This window comes from Ruegeria sp. YKSF131 (assembly GCF_059612645.1).
Genome location: NZ_JBXWQZ010000002.1, coordinates 119660 through 137949, shown reverse-complemented (window position 1 = coordinate 137949; position 18290 = coordinate 119660). Strand labels below are relative to the sequence as shown.

The 18290-nt window shown below is 58.0% G+C and carries 14 protein-coding genes, 1 tRNA gene, 2 pseudogenes and 1 riboswitch; of the genes and pseudogenes, 7 read left to right on the top strand and 10 right to left on the bottom strand.

From position 1 onward, the window contains the following. Window positions 1–64: 64 nt before the first annotated feature. Entirely contained in the window at window positions 65–1612 is a 1548-nt protein-coding gene (locus AC2FLZ_RS01585) for a trimethylamine methyltransferase family protein (protein WP_496881640.1), read from the top strand. Between the two features lie 9 nt (window positions 1613–1621). On the opposite strand, the gene AC2FLZ_RS01580 is transcribed toward AC2FLZ_RS01585, so the two are convergent. From AC2FLZ_RS01580 to AC2FLZ_RS01565, 4 genes are read right to left on the bottom strand one after another with little or no spacing between them, the layout of a single operon-like run. Beyond that, on the bottom strand, window positions 1622–2962 hold the full coding sequence (locus AC2FLZ_RS01580) for an NAD(P)/FAD-dependent oxidoreductase (protein ID WP_480553996.1): 1341 nt from the start codon (window positions 2960–2962) through the stop codon (window positions 1622–1624). Further along, a complete protein-coding gene (locus tag AC2FLZ_RS01575) occupies window positions 2959–4455 on the bottom strand; it encodes an aldehyde dehydrogenase (RefSeq protein ID WP_480553997.1) in 1497 nt (498 codons plus the stop codon). Before AC2FLZ_RS01575 ends, AC2FLZ_RS01580 begins: the two co-directional genes overlap by 4 nt. Before the next feature lie 5 nt (window positions 4456–4460). After that, window positions 4461–5378 carry a dihydrodipicolinate synthase family protein gene (locus AC2FLZ_RS01570; protein ID WP_480625340.1) on the bottom strand — a complete coding sequence of 306 codons (918 nt, stop codon included), beginning with the start codon at window positions 5376–5378 and terminating at the stop codon, window positions 4461–4463. Between the two features lie 7 nt (window positions 5379–5385). After that, a complete protein-coding gene (locus AC2FLZ_RS01565) occupies window positions 5386–6096 on the bottom strand; it encodes a GntR family transcriptional regulator (RefSeq protein ID WP_496715814.1) in 711 nt (236 codons plus the stop codon). 166 nt (window positions 6097–6262) lie between these two features. Here AC2FLZ_RS01565 and AC2FLZ_RS01560 point away from each other — a divergent pair, with 166 nt between their 5' ends. Then, the gene (locus AC2FLZ_RS01560) at window positions 6263–7213 is read left to right on the top strand and encodes a GlxA family transcriptional regulator (protein WP_480605338.1); all 951 of its coding nucleotides are present in this window, start codon (window positions 6263–6265) and stop codon (window positions 7211–7213) included. Window positions 7214–8104: 891 nt separating this feature from the next. On the opposite strand, the pseudogene AC2FLZ_RS01555 reads toward AC2FLZ_RS01560, so the two are convergent. From AC2FLZ_RS01555 to AC2FLZ_RS01530, 6 genes and pseudogenes are all read right to left on the bottom strand, one after another. Continuing rightward, window positions 8105–8615, bottom strand: a pseudogene (locus tag AC2FLZ_RS01555) (ABC transporter ATP-binding protein); the annotation flags it as partial. Further along, a complete protein-coding gene (locus AC2FLZ_RS01550) occupies window positions 8612–9661 on the bottom strand; it encodes a FecCD family ABC transporter permease (RefSeq protein ID WP_480493702.1) in 1050 nt (349 codons plus the stop codon). The gene AC2FLZ_RS01550 and the pseudogene AC2FLZ_RS01555, both read right to left, overlap by 4 nt. Beyond that, window positions 9658–10662 (bottom strand): ABC transporter substrate-binding protein, encoded by a 1005-nt coding sequence (locus AC2FLZ_RS01545; protein WP_480475675.1) that lies wholly within the window; start codon window positions 10660–10662, stop codon window positions 9658–9660. The genes AC2FLZ_RS01550 and AC2FLZ_RS01545 overlap by 4 nt, the downstream gene beginning before the upstream one ends. A gap of 153 nt (window positions 10663–10815) precedes the next feature. Beyond that, window positions 10816–11007, bottom strand: a riboswitch (cobalamin riboswitch). A gap of 161 nt (window positions 11008–11168) precedes the next feature. Next, a tRNA-Gln gene (locus AC2FLZ_RS01540) sits at window positions 11169–11243 on the bottom strand. A gap of 90 nt (window positions 11244–11333) precedes the next feature. Then, window positions 11334–12323, bottom strand: a complete 990-nt coding sequence (locus tag AC2FLZ_RS01535; protein WP_480475677.1) for an NADPH:quinone reductase — start codon at window positions 12321–12323, stop codon at window positions 11334–11336. A gap of 111 nt (window positions 12324–12434) precedes the next feature. Further along, on the bottom strand, window positions 12435–12896 hold the full coding sequence (locus AC2FLZ_RS01530) for an SH3 domain-containing protein (protein ID WP_480554140.1): 462 nt from the start codon (window positions 12894–12896) through the stop codon (window positions 12435–12437). A 198-nt stretch (window positions 12897–13094) separates the two neighbouring features. Here AC2FLZ_RS01530 and AC2FLZ_RS01525 point away from each other — a divergent pair, with 198 nt between their 5' ends. The 5 genes and pseudogenes from AC2FLZ_RS01525 to AC2FLZ_RS01505 all read left to right on the top strand — a co-directional run bounded on the left by AC2FLZ_RS01525 (window position 13095) and on the right by AC2FLZ_RS01505 (window position 18260). Beyond that, window positions 13095–14081 (top strand): 2-hydroxyacid dehydrogenase, encoded by a 987-nt coding sequence (locus tag AC2FLZ_RS01525; protein WP_480476914.1) that lies wholly within the window; start codon window positions 13095–13097, stop codon window positions 14079–14081. 20 nt (window positions 14082–14101) lie between these two features. Then, window positions 14102–14490 (top strand): annotated as a pseudogene (locus AC2FLZ_RS01520) (GFA family protein). 111 nt (window positions 14491–14601) lie between these two features. After that, window positions 14602–16392: a gamma-glutamyltransferase gene (gene ggt / locus AC2FLZ_RS01515; protein ID WP_496881639.1), complete on the top strand. Its 1791-nt coding sequence runs from the start codon at window positions 14602–14604 to the stop codon at window positions 16390–16392. A 94-nt stretch (window positions 16393–16486) separates the two neighbouring features. Beyond that, window positions 16487–17896, top strand: a complete 1410-nt coding sequence (locus tag AC2FLZ_RS01510) for an FAD-binding oxidoreductase (RefSeq protein ID WP_480554007.1) — start codon at window positions 16487–16489, stop codon at window positions 17894–17896. A gap of 85 nt (window positions 17897–17981) precedes the next feature. After that, window positions 17982–18260, top strand: a complete 279-nt coding sequence (locus AC2FLZ_RS01505) for a hypothetical protein (RefSeq protein WP_480516116.1) — start codon at window positions 17982–17984, stop codon at window positions 18258–18260. Window positions 18261–18290 lie beyond the last annotated feature (30 nt).

Here is an 18290-nt window from a genome sequence, read left to right as displayed (position 1 = left end):
CGCAATCAGAGAGGTGAACGCGGCGTATTTCCGTCAGTCTGATTCAAAACAGGAGGATTGCCCCTTGTCGACCCGTACTCTTGCACGTGCCGGTGGGCGTTCCGCGCGCCGCGCTCTTCGCACCGCGCCGAACTTTGACATGCTGCCGGGTTTGACCCGCGGCATCCCGCATTGCGAAGTTATGAACGGAAGCCAGGTTGAGCTTATCGACAAGGCCGCCATGAATATTCTGGAGAACGTTGGTGTCCAGTTTCGCGATCCGACCGCAGTGGAAGACTGGAAGAAAGCGGGCGCGAAGGTTGACGGAGAGCTGGTCTTTCTGGACCGCAACATGGTGCGCGAGCTGATCGCGACCATTCCGGCGCAATTCACCTATCACGCACGCGATCCGCAAAAGAACCTCGCTCTCGGCGGCAAGCACTCGATCTTCGTGCCGATGACCGGCGCGCCATTTCTGCGTGATCTTGTCGACGTGCGCCGGAACCCGACGCTGGACGATCTGGCGATGTTTCATAAACTGTCGCACATGATGCCCGCACTGCACAGTTCGGCCCATCATATCGTCGAACCTTACGATCACCCGATCAGCCAGCGGCACCTGCGCATCACTTATTCGTCGATGAAATACTCGGACAAAACCTTCATGGGAATGACCACCTCGCCCAAGAATGCCGAAGACGTGATGGACATGTGCGATATCCTTTTCGGCGAAGGGTTCATTGATGACCACCCGGTTACAACGGGCAACTGCAATGGCAACAGCCCGCTGGTCTGGGATGAAACCATGCTGGGAGCAATGCGCGCCTTCTGCCGCCGGAATCAGCCGGTTTTGTGCTCGCCCTTCGTTCTGGGCGGTGCCAATACGCCCGCATCGGTACCCGCAACCGTGGCACAGCTGACCGCTGAGGCGCTTTCGGCGCTGGCTTATACGCAGGTGATCCGCAAGGGCTGTCCGGCGATTTGGGGGCACTATCTGTCAACCGTTTCGATGAAATCCGGTGCGCCGATGGCAGGGACGCCTGAAATCAGTCTGATGAATTTCATGATTGGTCAGATGGCGCGCTTTTACGATGTGCCATGGCGCACCTCGAACACGCTGGGCGGGGCCAAGACGTTTGACGCGCAGGCCGGGTACGAATCCGCGACAACTCTGGGCGCTGTTCTGCATGCAGGGGCCCACTACATCTGGCATTCGGCAGGCTGGAACGAGGCGGGGATGCATTGTTCGGTCGCCAAGTTTGTTGTGGACGCGGAACAATGCGCGATGGCCTATCGGATGGCGGAGGGGCCTAAATGGCATGATTTTGACGAAGCCTTGGCCGCAATTCCGGATGTGGGTCCCGGCGGGCACTATCTGGGGCATCCGCACACCCAGGAGAATTTTCAGACGGCTTTTTTCATGCCCGAACTGTTTGACAACAACTCGATCGAACAATGGGTGGCGGAAGGCGAAGTTGAAATCACCGAACGCGCCCTGATCTACGCGAGGAAGCTTTTGGCTGAGTATCAGGAACCCAAGCTGGATGAGGCCAAGAACGACGCCCTTCTGGACTATATCGCCCGCCGCGAGAGGGAAATTCCGGCCGCGGATGAGTTGAACCAGACTTCTTGACGGACAAGTTCATTCTTTGCCGGATCGCCACTCTTTCCAGATCAGATAACTGTTGGCGGCAAGCGAGGCGAATGGCTCGGGCGGCAAACGCGGCAAGTCCGGCTGCGCCAGAAAATGATCGGCGATGACAGACCGACGGTCCAGCACCAGTTCAGCGATGCCCATGCCTTGCAGTGTTCCCCGTGCGATGCCCAGACCGTTCTGGCAACAGGCAGAGTAGACACCGTCCTCAAGCTCACCGAACGCGGCTGATCCATTGCGGCTGAGGCAAAGCATCCCGGCCCAGCGATGTTCCATCTGCACATCCGGCAGATGCGGGAAGCGTTCCCTGAACTTTCTGTCATGCACCCAGCCTGCATTGCGCAGTCGCATTGGACTGGTCTCGATTGTTGGATGAAAGCTGGAGCAGGTGCGGATCAGGATGCGATCCCCATAGCTGCCGGAAATGCGCCGTACTGACGTCCCCATCGGGTTCGCTGGCGTCACCGACCAGCGCGACTTCCCGCCCAGTGTCTTGATCTGCGCCTCGTTCAGCGGGGCTGTGAGCGAGGCGTAAAGGCAAATGTGCATCAATTGCCGCTGGTAGAACCCAAAGCTCTCCAGGTGGCCGTTATTGGCCAGAATGATCCGCCCGGTGCTCACCTTGGCCTTGTTGGTGCTGACCACCCAGCCTGCGCCTTGTTGTTCCAAACAGGTGACGGGTGAATGCTCGAATACTTCGATTTGCCCGGCCAGACGGGCGGACAGCGCTCGCACATATGCCGCCGGCTGAATCATCACTGTCCCCGGCGCATAAAGCCCCGAGGTATAGTGCGGGCTGCCCGTGACCTCTTGCATCTGCTGCTGATCTAAAAGCTTATGCGGCTCGTCCAGTTTGGTCAGATGCGCGGCAAAGGCGCGGTTATACGCGTCGCCCGCTTTGGTGGCGGCTGCATTGTATTTGCCGCAGGGGTCGAACATTTCCTGTGGCAGCCCGCAATCGGAGGCCACTTCGGTCGCAAAGGCAATGGCCTTGCGGTTCAGCGCAATGATGGCGCGATCCGCGTCCGACCCCTTGCCTGCGTAGTTGTCCGAGGCCAAGTCATGGGGCAGGTCGATCATGAACCCAGAATTCCGGCCTGCCGAGCTCTCCGCGAAACGACCGGCTTCCAGCAGAACGATTTTCAGAGAAGGATCCAATTGATGCAGCCGCCGCGCCGCGCTGAGCCCGGCAAACCCGCCACCAACTATTGTGATATCCGCGGTCAGGTCCCGTTCCAGCACCGCCAGAGGTGTTTGGGGCGGCAGAATCGTATTCCATCCCGACGGGCCTGTCTGCCGGGGTAGCCTTTTGGCGTCGTGTCGGCTCAACCGACGGCCTCATCCGCGTCATCGGCCAGATCGATCCAGATGGTTTTCAACTGTGTGTACTGGTCATGAGCATGGATCGAGTTATCACGGCCACCAAATCCCGATTGCTTGTAGCCACCGAAAGGTGTCGTGATGTCACCTTCGCCGAAGCTGTTCACTGTCACGGTGCCTGCGCGGATCATCCGCGCACCACGAATGGCACGTTTGACATTGGCCGTAAAGATTGAGGCGCACAAGCCATAGTCGGTGTCGTTCGCGATCTGGATCGCTTCATCAAAGCCCGAGACTTCAATTACCGACAAGACAGGGCCAAAGATTTCCTCGCGCGCCAAAGCAGCGTCATTGCCGGGCACTTCGACCACGGTGGCCTCGACAAACCCGTTGTCCGCTTTGCCACCGATCACAACGTTCTCGGCCTGATCCAGATAGCCACAAACCTTGGTGTAGTGGTCTTCGCTCACCAGTGCGCCCATGCGGGTTTCGGGGTCGAGCGGGTCGCCGATGTTCCATTGTTTGGCGTGATGCGCGATGCGCTCCAGCAGCTCAGCCTTCACTTTCTTATGCACGATCAGGCGTGACGAGGCCGAGCAGTTCTCACCCATGTTCCAGAATGCGCCATTGACGATATGCGCCGCCACCCGGTCGAGGTTTTCGGCATCCTCCATCACGATAGCAGGGTTCTTGCCCCCCATCTCCAACACCACCTCTTTGGCGTTGCTTTCCGCCGAATAGGTCAGAAAACGTTTGCCGGTCACGGTCGAGCCTGTGAAGGACACCATGTCGATATCCATGTGCCGCCCAATGGGTTCGCCCACCTCGGCCCCGCCACCGGGAACGATGTTCAAGACACCGCGCGGCAAGCCGGCCTCCATCGCCAATTCGGCAAGGCGCAGGGCCGTCAAAGTGGTTTCCATCGCCGGTTTTACAACAACAGAACAGCCTGCCGCCAGCGCTGGCCCGATCTTCCATGCCAACATCAGCAGCGGAAAATTCCACGGCAGCACCAGACCCACAACGCCGATTGGCTCGCGCACCACCATGGCGATGTGATCGTCGCTGGCGGGCGAAACCTGATCGTAAATCTTGTCAATCGCCTCAGCGTGCCACTTCAGGCAGTGGATTGTCTCAAGCACATCAACAGTTTCGCAGTCGTAGATGGTCTTGCCACTGTCGATACTCTCCATTACCGCCAGTTCACGGGCGCTGCGAGCCATCAGTTTGGCCAGCCGGATCAGCACATCCTTGCGCTCGGCGGGGTGCAGTTTGGACCAGCGGCCATCGTCGAACGCCTCACGAGCTTTCTTGACGGCAAAGTCCACATCCTCCGCGCCACAGGATGCGATATCGGCCAGCTTTTCACCGGTTGCAGGGTTCTCTGTCGCAAAGGTCTGGCCCGAAACCGCCGGACGAAACGCGCCGTCGATAAAGGCGCCTGTCGGCAGGCTCAGACCTGCGGCGATGGATTTGTACTCGTCCTGTGTCAGCAGATCCATGTTTGTCACCCCTCAGCCACGATGTCGGCGATTGTCTTTCTCAGCACGCGCGTCACCTGTTCTAGCGCGCGCTTGTCATCTTTGTTCAGGCCCTTCAGCGGAGGCCGCATGATACCCGCGTCGATCCCGTTCATGGTGACGCCATGCTTGATGGTCTGGATAAACTTGCCGCCCTGTTCCAGCACCCGCATCAGCGGCATCATCGCTGACATGATCCGACGCCCCTTGGCAAAGTTGCCTTCGATCACGCAGGCCTGATACAGCGCCACATGTTCCGCTGGCAGGAAGTTCGAACCGCCGCAGACCCAGAATGGTGCGCCCCAGGCGAAAAACTCCAGTGCCTGATCGTCCATGCCACAGCCCAGCTGGATATGCGGATAATCCCGGGCCAACAGATGCACCCGGTTGATATCGCCCGAGCTTTCCTTGATGCCGCAGAAATTTCGGCTACGACCTACGCGGTCAAGGAACTCTTCTCCCATCATTGTGCCGGTACGGTGCGGATAGTTGTACAGCATCACCGGCAGGTCGGCGGCCTTGTCGATAGCCAGTGCATTCAGCGCGTTTTCGCGATCCGTCGGCACCGAGTAGGGCGGGCTGGCCAATAGGATGGCGTCCGCGCCGATATCGCGTGCGCCAGCGGCCAGCGCAATCGAGTCCGAAGTCAGCATCGCGCCCGTGCCAACGACCAAGGGCAACCGCCCTTTCAGGTGCTTATGCGTGAATTTGGCCAGTTCCAGCCGCTCCGGCCCGGTCTGGGCATAATTCTCACCCGTGGATCCGCCGGAAATCAGGCCGTGCACACCATTTTCGATCAGGTATTCGATCACGTCGGACAGGGTGTCCCAGTTCACGCTGCCATCGTCGTGATAGGGGGTGACCACAGGAGTATAAATTCCTTCGAACTTGAAAATCGGGTTCATTTCGCCCTCATGCGGGCTTCGAAAGTGGCGGGATACCCATTGCGACATCCAGTGCGTCAGGCATCACGAACATCCCGATCTGATCCCGGGACAGGTTCCAGTGATCCTCGGCCAGTTTCGCCGCCGCGGCTTCATCGCGTGCCTCGATGGCTGCGATGATCGCGTCATGCTGTTGGCTGGCCAGCGACAGGTTTTCCGACATTTCAACTGTCTGCGGCCGATAAAACGTCATGCCAATCCGTGCATGATCGATCAGCAGCCGGTTGAATGACGGAAGCAGGTAGACATTGCCGGACATCTCTCCGGTCACGTCATGAAAACGGTTGTTGGCAAGTGCGCGATCCTCGACCGACCCTGAACGAAGGGCAGCTTTGAACGCGTGCTGAGCCGCTTTCAATTCTTCGATTTGCGCGTTAGTCGCGTTCACTGCCGCCAGACGCAGGATGGCCCCGTAGACCATCGGCGCGGCAAGGAAGAAATCGCGCAGTGTGGTGTAGGACATTTCCGAAACACGGGCGCTGCGGTTTTTTCGCAGATCCAGATAGCCTTCGCCTGCCAGTTGACGAAACACCTCACGCAGAGGCGTGCGCGACAGGCCGAATTCATCGGACAAATGCGCCTCATCCAGATCGTCACCTGGACGAAGGCGCAGCGTCAGGATGGACATCTTCAGGTGTTCTCTGAGCGCATTTTTGCGCGACTTGGCTTCGTCTTTCATCCTTTGGCCTCACTATGTCCTCTGGCTGCCGTGTCCGAATCGCGGTGGTCGTATTTTTGTATTTCTAAAAAATACAACTTGTATACAAAAAAATCTCGTGCAGCATGGGTGTCTGCAAAATAGACTCACGCTTGGGCGTCGGCCCAGTTTGGAAATGGTCCTGCTCATGCTTCAGACGCAGCACTTCGCCTTCATCCTTGTCGAGGAGTTTTCGCACCTCGCCTTTTCCTGTGCGGTCGAACCGCTGAGGATCGCCAACCTAGTGAGTGGCGATGAGCTGTATCGCTGGTCTTTTGTATCCGAACAGGGCGAGCAGGCCGTGTCTTCCAATGGATCCGTCACTCTTGTGCATTCCGGACTTGAGGAACTGCCCAAGTGCGATCAACTCTTTGTTTTGTCGGGCATTCACATGCGTGACCACGTGACTCGTTCCCTTCTGGCTGCACTGCGGCGCGAACGCGCGCGCGGAACGCGGATCGGGGCATTGTGTTCCGGGGCGTGGTTGCTGGCCGAGGCCGGGTTCCTCAATGGTATGCAGGCGGCGATCCATTGGGAGTACCACGACGCATTCATGGAGGCGTTTCCGGATGTCAATCTGGTGCGCAGCGTCTTTGTCGCCGACGAAAAACACATTACCGCATCAGGTGGAACCGCGACCGCAGACCTGATGCTGCATCTGATCGAACGCGACCATGGCGAAGAACTGGCCACTGATGTTGCGGATCAGATGGTCTATAACACTGTGCGTAATGCGACCGCCAAGCAGCGCGTTTCGCTGCAATCGCGCAATGGAATGCGCAATGCCCATCTGGCAAAGGCGATAGACATTATGCAGGACAGTCTCGAAACCCCTGTCTCACCATCCTTCATTGCCGATGTTTTGGGTATTTCCACCCGTCAACTTGAACGGTTGTTTGGTAAATACCTGAACACTTCGCCAAAACGGTACTTTATGGAAATGCGGCTGGAACGAGCCCGGAAACTGCTTTTGCAAACCGAGGCGTCGGTTACCGAAGTCGCCGTGGCCTGCGGCTTCGAAAATCCGGGGCATTTCTCTCGGGTATACCGATCCAGTTTTGGCATCACACCCCACGCGCAGCGCAACAAGATCAACTGATGAAAGATGAGTTGCTGGTTCGCGCTTACCGGCGGGGGTGCCGCGATCTGTTGGCCTCGAACTGGCCCGATCTGGCACCCCCTGATCCTGCCGGGATACCCCCTCGTTAAAAACTGGACTAGTCAACAGACCGGCAGGATTACCCACCAATAAATCTCGATATAGGCATAAGTATATCAAGAACTTGTCATCCAGAGATTTGTTGTGCCCTGTTTCGTTAATCTACCGTTAATTTAAGGCTCAAGTTGAGGCTTTGATTGTGGGTAATCTGCAATATCGACGTGCGGTCGCCGCAATTTGTTCAAGCTGATGGCGTTTCGAGATTTGGGTCAGGTCCCAGTGGTTTCCGAAAGGAATCTGTTTCACGGTTCAAATCAAGTAGTGAACATACCACAAGGGTTTGGTCGACCAACGCTCGGACGACGCGCCTGCCGATCATCTTGGAAGGCAAGAAAACGAACAAATCCTATTTCTGTTAGAATCTAGACAGCATTCGACGAGCAATTTTGCAGTTTGTGAGGAAACCCAGATCAAGCTTGCTCGCCGTTGGAATACGCCTTCGAGGCCGCAGATTGTACGTATCTGGCATGGCGCGCTGACGACGCTGATATCCTTTGCGACCAGAAGCGATCGGGATCCGTCAGTCCAGATGATAGGACAGAAACCGTTCTGTCCTGCCGGCACTATACCCCCACTGTGCTTTGACACCGAAAACTTCTGAAACGGTTTGCAAAGACAAGGCTTGTTTGGGCGGGCCAAGAGAAACCAGCTGTCCTTCTGATAAAACAGCCACGCGATCACAGGCCATTGCCTGATTCAGATCGTGCAGTGCCATCACCGTTGTCACTTTTAGAATTCGAACACAGTCCAGGATCGACAGTTGGTGATGTATGTCCAGATGGTTGGTCGGTTCGTCCAAAAGCAAAAGGCCCGGTTGCTGCGCCAAAGCCCGCGCGATGTGCAGCCGCTGGCGCTCTCCTCCAGACAATGTTGCCCATTCTCTGTGTGCCATATCGGCCATTTCCACAGTTTGCAGGGCTTTGTCGACTTGCCTGGTATCTTCGGCGCGCCAGGGCCGTAAGGCCGACAGCCAGGGCGTGCGGCCCAGCTCGACCACGGACCGTGCAGTTACGCGTTCGGCTGTATCAGCCTGTTGTTCAACAATGGCAATCCGTTGGGCAATCTGTCTGCGCGACAAATGCGAAACGGGATGGCCCGCTATGACGACTTTTCCCGAAACCGGACGTGCCAAACCCGCCAACAGGCGCATCAGAGTTGATTTGCCCGAACCGTTGGGTCCGACCAAAGCCAGTGTTTCGCCGGGCTCCACGACAAACGATACGTCTGACAGCAAAGTCTTGCCGCGAACCGAAAATGTCAGGTTTTGCGCCTCGATCTTCATTGGGCGTTCCTCTGGCCGCGCACCAGAATTACGGCAAAGGCAGGCGCACCGATCAGGGCGGTAACCACCCCAATCGGCAGAACCTGACCCGGGATGATGATGCGCGACACGATATCGGCGCCGATCAGGAAGACCGCTCCGATCAAGGCGGCCGTTGGGATAAGCCTGCGATGCCCCGGTCCTACAAGGAACCGGGCAGCATGAGGGATGACCAGCCCGACAAAGCCGATGGACCCGACGATCGAAACCATGACCGCTGTTGTCAGCGCGGTGGCGAAGATCAGGGTTGCCTGCACCCGCCGCACCGGTATGCCCAGCGAGGCCGCTGAATCAGTGCCGAAAATAAATGCGTCCAAAGCTCTGGCGTGAAAGCGGCAAATAAGCCAGCCGGCAAAGGCCACCGGAATGGCCAGATATACATCCGGCCAGCGCACGCCGCTGAGGTTTCCCATCAGCCAGAACATGATCCCGCGCGCCTGATCGGCATTGGCGGATTTGGCGATGATGAAGGCCGTTAGCGCATTGAACAACTGAGACCCGGCAATTCCCGCCAAAACGATTTGCGCCGTCGCAGCCCGCCCGCCGCCTGCGCCGGAGGCTCGGGCCAGCAACGCGACAAAACCGAAAGCCAAAAGCGCGCCATTGAACGCGCCAAAAGACAGCGACAAAGCTCCCCCGCCCAAACCAGCGATGGTAACAGCCACGGCACCCGTCGAGGCCCCGGCAGAAATGCCCAAAATATAAGGGTCAGCCAACGGGTTTCGCAGCAATGCCTGCAACACGACCCCTGCGACAGCCAGACCGGCACCGCAGGACGCAGCGACCAGAGCGCGAGGAATCCGGTAGCTCCAGATAATACCCTGATCAATTGGGTCGACGGGCAGGTCCGCTCCGGCCAGCTTGTTGACCAGAACGGAGAGAACCAAATCGGGCGACAACGAGGTTTCCCCGATCATCGCGCCCGCAAGGACCGCCGCAATCAACAGTGGCACAGTTAGGCACGCGGCCTTGAAACCCTGCCGAAAGATTGCGGCGACCTCGTTCACAAGTTGTTTCCGATGGTATCCAGCTTCTCGGCCAGATCCTCCAGTGCCGGGATTGCGCGGATGGTGGCGTCCATGGCCTGCGCATCCATAACGACAATCCGGTCATTCTTGACCGCATCCATCTGGCTGGTCACCGGATCAGCGCGCAGGAACTCCAGCTTTTTCAGGTAGTCGTCCGCAGCAAAGCGACGGCGGTCCATCTTGGCAATCACGATCACCGTCGGATTGGCCTTGGCAATGGTTTCCCAGCCCACTGTTGGCCATTCTTCATCCGTCTCGACGACGTTGCGGATGCCCAATGTGCTCATCATGTATCCCGGTGCGCCCTTCTGCCCGGCCACAAACGGATCGCTTTCCATTTCAGGAGAGGAAAACCAGAATACGGCGGACACATCGTCCAGCTTCACGGCTTGCGCCTTGGCGACGGCTGCGGCTTCACGGGCCTTGTACTCGGCAACCAGGTCCGTGCCGCGTTCGGACACATCAAAGGCTGCCGCCAGTTCTTCGATACCCTGATACAGCGTATCGGTCGAGAACGCTTGCAGGCGGGTGCCATCGCCGCCGACCGTATTGTCTTTGCCGACGCAATCCGCAGGCATCACGTAAGTTGGAATACCCAGTTCGTGAAATTGCTCACGCGTGGCGACGATGCCCTCGGGTCCGACATGCCATTCATATTGCGCTGCGACCAGTCCCGGCCGCTTGGCAACAACGCTTTCAAAGCTGGGATCATTGTCTGCCAGACGCTCTACCTTGGCATTCACCTCGGCATATTCAGGCAGCACCTCGTTGAACCAGACCGAAGTTCCAAGAACCTGCTCACTCAGACCCAGCGCATAAAGCACCTCGGTCGCGGCTTGGCCGACCGTGACTGACGACGTCACTGGCGCGTCAAACGTGACCGAGTGACCGCAGTTTTCGATGGTTAAGGGAAAGTTTCCTTCGGCGGCAGCGCTGGTAGCCAGCAAGGAAAGGCCAATCAGGCCAGTGCGTAGAAACATGACAATCGATCTCCATGTGTCAATGACCAGAGAACGGGTGAATGGGCATTTACCGAAGCAACAGACGCTTTTCTGCCTGCTGTGAGCGCAGAGTGGTACATAGCCCGCCCGGCGCGTTTCTTCGGCAACCTCCCCGGACAACCCCGCCCGGTGTGTTTCGGTTTCATACCGGCAGGTCTCCTGACTGACGGGTCTTTGTCTGTCCTGTCTTCCCAGACCGAAATGGCCCAGTGACGGAATGGACAGCGCTCGCCGCCTACAGTTGCGGGGGCAGTTCCGGTTGGCACCAAAAGGCACCTCGGATTCCCTCTTAGCCACATCGGGACCGGTAAAACGCGGGTACCTTAACACTTACTCTGCGGCAAGAAAAAACTCGGGGGTCTTTCCCATTTTCTCCCAAGGGCATGAACCTGCGCGTCTCAACATGGTGCTGACGTCAGACAAGCCGCTGAGAAGGCGCTACAATCCGCCCCGAGGACGTCGGTGTGTGATATATAGGAAAATCATGGCTGGGGTGGTAGGATTCGAACCTACGATACACGGTACCAAAAACCGCTGCCTTACCACTTGGCTACACCCCAACGGTGAGCGGCTATCTACGATTGTTGATGGCAGGGTTCAAGAGCGTTTTGCAAAAAAAGCGAGCGCCGTAAATTTTTTTTGAAGGCCCCTCATTTGGTATCGATCAACACCGCTCCGGTACGGTTGCCTTCTTGTACCAGCGCATGGGCCGCAGCGCATTCTTCCAACGTAAAGACCTTGTGAACGGGGCAGATCAGTGCGCCATCAGTCAGTGCCTTGTGTAATGTCTTTATTGCGGTGGCGCGCAAGTCCGCGGGCAGCAGGTAGATCAGAACCGCTTCGAGCGTCACGGCCTTGAACATCATGGGTCCAAAGGGAAAGACAGGTGTCATATTCCGGGCAGATCCATATGCGTTGATACGGCCGTTTTCGGCGATGACGGCAATGTTGGTGGCAAGGTTCTGTCCAAATTCGACATCGACGATTCGACCGATTGCATGCCCATCATTTGCATCGAGGATCTGATCCGAAAGGTGTTCACCGGTGTAGTCGAGCACGACATCCGCACCAGCTGCCTTGACCCGGTCAAAGTTGCGGGCGCTGGCCGTTGCGATCACTTTGGCTCCGGCCCATTTGGCAAGCTGCACAGCCAGATACCCGACGGTGCCCGCCCCGCCATGGATCAATATGGTTTGCCCGCCCGGTGCGCCGCCCGAGAACACCGCATGGCTTGCAGTTAGGCCCGGAATTCCAAGAATTGCCCCGGTTTCAAGTGACACTGTCTCGGGCAGTTCGACAGCCTGAGATTCGGGCAGGGTGATGTGGCTGGCAGCTGTACCAAATGCGCGCTGCCATTGCCCGTTCCAAATCCACACGCGCCGGCCAATCCGCGCCGCGGGTACTCCATCGCCAACCGCTGTGATGACTCCAGCCCCGTCGCTGTGCGGAACGATCAGCGGAAACGGGGGTTCCGTGACACCCGGCCGGGTTCCCGCACGGGCCTTGATATCCGAGGGGTTTACGCCGGAATAGGACAACTCGACCGTGACTTCACCTGGTTCAGGCTGGATCAGGGGAATATCCTGTATACGCAAGACATCGACAGCGTCTCCGAAGGCTGAATAAGTGACTGCGCGCATAGCGTCCTCCATTTAGGTCGAGTTAAGCGGCGATTGGGCCGGTAACTCAAACACCTTGTCGCGCTTTTTCAGGGCGATGCGCAACCGCGGATACCGGAATTCGTCTTTCGCCTATTCCCGAATTTCGGAAGGATCGACGCCCCAAAGGTTCGATTTCAATGTCCAGCCACGGTATCCGCCAGCGGTGATCCGGCACCAGTCCTGCGAACAGGTTCCAAGGCGCGCCACTACTCCGGTCTCGAAATGAGCGTTCACGGGCGAGGCTGGATCGGGGCGGGCATAAACAGGCAGCATCTCGGATTCGATCAGCACCGTTCGAACGCCAGACAACAAGGCATAGTGAACCCAGCCACCCGCGCCGTCGCGGTCCTGAACCTTGCGCCAGTTTCCGTATTCGGCGGTGACCTGCAGCGGCATGCCGCGCCGTTTGAATACCCAGTCGATTCGGTGGGTTAGGGATGGTCCGCGTCGCACGTTGCCTTCGGCTGCCTTCATCGAAACATAGCGGGGCAGGGGTAGGTTGGTGACCGAACCGCGTTTGACCTCGGCATGTGCGGCACAGACACCGAACATGACCAGAAATACGGAAACTGCCGCCAGAGATCGGCGTTTTACAGGTAGATTGCCACTCACTGACTGCCCGCTCTTATGCCTGTTGATCCGGTTTTGAAAAAAGGTCGACTCAATGCCATTGGGGTTCTTGTGCCCCGCCTTATCCTGCGCCACGATGCCATGGCGCGCGTCCGTTTGCAAAGCAGTGGGAGAGCCGAGGTGCCAAGAGAACGTTTAAGTGTTGTTGTTACGCGACGGTTGCCTGAGGCAGTAGAAACCCGGTTAAGCGAATTGTTTAACGTGCGCCTGCGCGACGACGACACCCCAATGACGCGTGAGGAATTAGTAGCAGCGGTGCAGGATGCCGATGTGCTGGTGCCCACGGTGACCGATACCATTGATGGCGGGCTATTGGGTCAGGCGGGTGAAAAGTTGCGGCTGATCGCCAATTACGGGGCTGGTGTCGACAATATCGATGTGGCGACGGCGCGGCAGCGCGGCATATTGGTGTCCAACACGCCCGGCGTGCTGACCGACGACACGGCAGATATGACCATGGCCCTGATTCTCGCTGTGACACGGCGCATTCCCGAAGGGTTGAGCGTCATGCAGCAAGGCGACTGGACCGGGTGGGCACCCACCGCGTTTCTGGGTGGTCGCATTGGCGGGCGGCGACTGGGAATTCTGGGTATGGGCCGGATCGGACAGGCAGTGGCCCGCCGCGCCAAGGCGTTTGGTATGCAGATCCATTATCACAACCGCCGCCGATTGCGCCCAGAGATTGAGCAAGAACTGGAGGCGACCTATTGGGAAAGCCTGGATCAGATGGTGGCGCGTATGGATGTGATATCGATCAACTGCCCATCGACGCCGTCGACCTTCCATCTGATGAACGCGCGTCGACTGAAGCTAATGAAACCCTCGGCAGTGATCGTGAATACTTCGCGGGGTGAGGTTATTGACGAGAACGCTTTGACCCGGATGATCCGTACGGGGGAAATTGCGGGCGCGGGGCTGGATGTCTACGAACAGGGAACCAGTGTGAACCCGCGCTTGCGGCAATTGCCCAACGTGGTTCTACTGCCGCATATGGGGTCGGCCACGCTGGAGGGGCGGGTTGAGATGGGTGAAAAGGTTATCATCAACATCAAAACCTTCGAGGATGGCCACCGCCCGCCGGATCAGGTTGTGCCTGCGATGCTCTGACGCGTCGGAAAGGATTATGGATGGGCGTGTTTGAAGGGGGATGCCGCTGTGGAAATCTGCGCGTCAAGGCCGCGGGCCGTCCTCTTCGCGTCGGGATTTGTCATTGTCTGGACTGCCGCAAACACCATGGCGCGGTGTTCTATGCGGCAGCCATTTTCAGGCGGATGCGGTTAGGATAATCGGCAAGGCAAAAAGCTATTCCGACCGGTACTTTTGCCCTGATTGCGGATCTCCGGTATTTGCCCGAAGCGGTGCCGAAGTCGAAGTGCATTTGGGGAGCCTTGATGCGCCTGACCAATTCACACCGACATATGAATGCTGGACCACCCGGCGCGAGGCGTGGCTGCCCGAATTCACCGGAATGACCCGCTATGATCAGGATCGTCGCGCCGAAGAAACCGAACCATAGCGGATATGGCGAAACTTCGCTGTGATAACACGCTGCCATGCCTGATCATTGCAGAGGGGGCAAAATCCTTACAGGATTGAAAATAAAGATTGTATTGGAGGGTTAGAACAGATGAGACATGTTTCAGCACTGTTGTTTACTACCGCACTTACTATTTCGACACCGGGGTTCGCGCAGGAAACAGCCGATGCTGTTGCACCCGAAGCCGCGACAGAAGGGCAGGTTCAGGCGATGACCGACGAGGTTATTGCGGCCCTCGAAGCCAAGCTTGAGGGAGTTCCGGTCACATCCGAAAACTGGATGATAGCTGCGGCCAATCCGCTGGCGGTGGAGGCCGGGGCCAAAGTGCTGCGCGCGGGCGGGTCTGCCGCGGATGCGATGGTGGCCGTGCAGGTCGTGCTGGGGCTGGTCGAGCCGCAATCCTCTGGTCTGGGCGGGGGTGCGTTTCTGGTTTGGTACGACGCGGCCAGCGGGCAAATGACGACGCTGGACGGCCGCGAAACAGCACCGCTTGCCGCAACCCCGACGCTCTTTCAGGACGAAAACGGCGAGCCGCTGAAATTCTTCGATGCGGTGGTGGGCGGATTGTCGGTGGGTACACCGGGTACGCCTGCACTGCTGGAAGAGGCGCACCGAAGATGGGGGCGCGCGTCCTGGCCCGGGTTGTTTGCCGATGGCATCCGATTGGCGGATGAAGGGTTTCTGGTGTCCCCGCGTCTGGCCAGCCTTGTTGAAAACGATGCTGACCGCCTGTCGCGCTTTCCGGAAACAGCCGCATATTTCCTGCCTGATGGTCAGCCGTTGCAGCAGGGACAGCGTTTGATGAACCCCGACTATGCCGAAACATTGCGCGTGTTGGCCAGCGATGGCGTTGCGGGGTTTTACGGAGGTGAGATCGCTGCGGATATTGTGCGAACAGTCCGAAACGCCCCCGGAAATCCCGGCGTTCTTGCGGGGGCGGATCTGGCGCTCTACCAGGTGATCGAACGTGAACCGGTCTGTGCCGATTACCGTGCCTACGATGTTTGCGGCATGGGCCCGCCGTCGTCGGGTGCCCTGACCGTCGGGCAGATTCTGGGGATGCTGAACAGCTATGATCTTGCAGCAATGGGCGCCGAAAGTGCCGAGGCATGGCGCCTGATCGGCGATGCTTCGCGCCTCGCCTTTGCGGATCGTGGGCGGTACATGGCAGATAGCGATTTCATACCCATGCCCACCAAGGGGCTGGTTGATCCGGGTTACTTGTCCCAGCGGGCGGCGTTGCTGGAAAGCGAAGTGGCCTTGTCCGAGGTCGCACCGGGTAAACCGGAATTTGACCATGCTTTGATTTGGGCGGACGACGTGTCGCTGGAACTGCCGTCAACCTCGCATATCTCGATCGTGGACAGCTATGGCAATGTGTTGTCGATGACGACGACGATCGAGAATGGTTTTGGGTCGCGCCTGATGACAAACGGGTTCCTGCTGAACAACGAGCTTACTGATTTCTCGTTCAAGACACACAGCGACAGTGTGCCGATTGCCAACCGGCTGGAGCCCGGCAAGCGTCCGCGCTCATCCATGAGCCCGACCATCGTGTTGCGGGATGGTGAGCCGGTTCTGGCTATCGGGTCTCCGGGCGGCAGCCGGATTATCGGCTATGTCGCCAAGTCCATCATCGCCTGGGCCGATTGGGGAATGGATGTGCAGCAAGCGGTTTCCCTACCTCATCTGGTCAACCGGTTCGGAACATATGATGTCGAGGCTGCGACTTCGGCAGAAGGTTTTACAGACGCGCTTGCTCAGCTGGGTTTCGAAGTCAACGCACGCGACCTGACTTCGGGGCTGCACGCCATCGAAATCGGTGACAGGCTGAGCGGTGGTGCCGACCCGCGCCGCGAAGGGATTGCGCTGGGCGAATAGGCCCTCGGTATTTGTGGGGATTGCCTGCTTTTAACGGGCCTTTTAGTCATAGGCTGAAAGGCCCAAAACGTTTTTGGGGCTGGGGAGGATGACAATGGTACAGGCAACCGCATTACCAAGGAATGAAGCTGGTATTGAAACCGTAATAGGCATTCTCAAGCAGCGCTTTGGCGACAGGTTGCAAACGGGTGCCGCTGTCCGTGAACAACACGGGCACACCACGACCTGGATCGAAAACCAAAGCCCCGATGCCGTGGTTTTCCCGCATTCGACGCAAGAGGTTTCGGACATCGTCAAAACTTGTGCGGCGCACCGGGTGCCAGTGATCCCGTTCGGAACAGGAACATCGCTGGAAGGGCATGTAAATGCGCCGGCGGGGGGAATCTCGGTCGATCTGACACAGATGGACAGTGTGCTTGCAGTTCATGCCGAGGATCTGGATTGTGTCGTGCAGCCCGGTGTCACGCGCGAAGCGTTGAATAAACACTTGCGCGATCTGGGCCTGTTCTTTCCGATTGATCCCGGGGCGAATGCGTCGCTGGGTGGGATGGCCGCTACCCGCGCGTCGGGCACCAATGCAGTGCGCTATGGGACGATGAAAGACAACGTTCTCAGCCTTGAAGCCGTAATGCCAGACGGTCAGATCATTCGTACCGGGCACCGGGCCAAGAAATCTTCAGCCGGCTATGATCTGGCCCGTCTTCTGATCGGGGCGGAAGGCACGTTGGGAATCATCACCGAGCTGACATTGCGGTTGCAGGGTATCCCCGAAGCGATCAGTTCGGCCCGGTGTTCCTTTCCGACCGTCGACGCCGCGTGCCGTGCGGTGATGATGACAATTCAGTACGGCATCCCGGTTGCCCGGATCGAGTTGCTGGACGAGTTGTCGGTTCAGGCCGCCAACGCCTATTCCGGGCTGAGTCTGCCGGATACACCTTTGTTGTTGCTGGAATTTCACGGCTCGGAAAGCGGTGCCGTAGAGCAGGCTGAAACCTTTGGTCAGATCGCCGAAGAGTTTGGTGGCACAGATTTTGCAGCAACTTCGACCACCGAAGAACGGAACAAACTTTGGCAGGCACGGCACGATATGTATTGGGCGTGTCTGCAATTGCGCCCCGGTGCGCGGGGCATCTCGACCGATGTCTGCGTACCGATCTCGCGTTTGGCCGAGTGTGTGACCGAAACGCAGAAAAAAGCTGCTGGCCTCGGCTTGTTGGCGCCCATCGTGGGCCATGTGGGGGACGGCAATTTCCATACGCTGCTGCTGATCGACATGGAAAACGTTGAAGAAGTTGCCAAGGCCGAGGCGTTTGTCGGCTGGCTGAACGACATGGCGATATCCATGGAAGGCACATGTACCGGTGAACATGGCATCGGGCAGGGAAAGCGGCCTTATCTGACCAGGGAACTGGGCGCCGCCACGCGGTACATGGCAGCGATCAAGGCCGCGCTGGACCCAGACAACATCATGAATCCTGGCAAGATCTTGTCGGACGACACGTAGCCGTATTCGCCTCTGTTCCGTGTTTACGCCCTCAAAACGTCCACATGTTCTGGTTTCACGGGGTTGAGGACAGAGGATGGGCGACATGAGCGCAAAATATCTGGCGAGGTTTGTAGCCATCTGCGGGTTGGCCGTTGCAGGGTTGGACTATGTTCAGCAAGCAAAAGCATCGGAAAATGGTCTGGGCATGAAGGAATATCTTGCCTCGGTATCCTCGCGTGTCGGTCTTTCTGACGGCTGGTTCGCGGCAGAGGCGCAGGCTTCGCCATCACGGGAACCGGCGGTGAAGAATCCCTCGGAAGAAATTGGCAAAATGGTCTGCGTCTCGGTCGGAACAAGCAAACGCTGTCGCTCCAGTGGTTGAGGGCAGCGGTGCGGCGAATGAAATGCGACC

Bases quoted from the DNA above. Each gene is read 5' to 3' on its own strand.
- AC2FLZ_RS01535 (WP_480475677.1), bottom strand. From the start codon at position 12,323: ATGCGCGCAGTCACTTATTCAGCCTTCGGAGACGCTGTCGATGTCTTG.
- ggt (WP_496881639.1), top strand. From the start codon at position 14,602: ATGAGACATGTTTCAGCACTGTTGTTTACTACCGCACTTACTATTTCG.
- AC2FLZ_RS01575 (WP_480553997.1), bottom strand. From the start codon at position 4,455: ATGGATCTGCTGACACAGGACGAGTACAAATCCATCGCCGCAGGTCTG.
- AC2FLZ_RS01570 (WP_480625340.1), bottom strand. From the start codon at position 5,378: ATGAACCCGATTTTCAAGTTCGAAGGAATTTATACTCCTGTGGTCACC.
- AC2FLZ_RS01565 (WP_496715814.1), bottom strand. From the start codon at position 6,096: ATGAAAGACGAAGCCAAGTCGCGCAAAAATGCGCTCAGAGAACACCTG.
- AC2FLZ_RS01530 (WP_480554140.1), bottom strand. From the start codon at position 12,896: ATGTTCGGTGTCTGTGCCGCACATGCCGAGGTCAAACGCGGTTCGGTC.
- AC2FLZ_RS01545 (WP_480475675.1), bottom strand. From the start codon at position 10,662: ATGTTTCTACGCACTGGCCTGATTGGCCTTTCCTTGCTGGCTACCAGC.
- AC2FLZ_RS01560 (WP_480605338.1), top strand. From the start codon at position 6,263: ATGCTTCAGACGCAGCACTTCGCCTTCATCCTTGTCGAGGAGTTTTCG.
- AC2FLZ_RS01510 (WP_480554007.1), top strand. From the start codon at position 16,487: ATGGTACAGGCAACCGCATTACCAAGGAATGAAGCTGGTATTGAAACC.
- AC2FLZ_RS01505 (WP_480516116.1), top strand. From the start codon at position 17,982: ATGAGCGCAAAATATCTGGCGAGGTTTGTAGCCATCTGCGGGTTGGCC.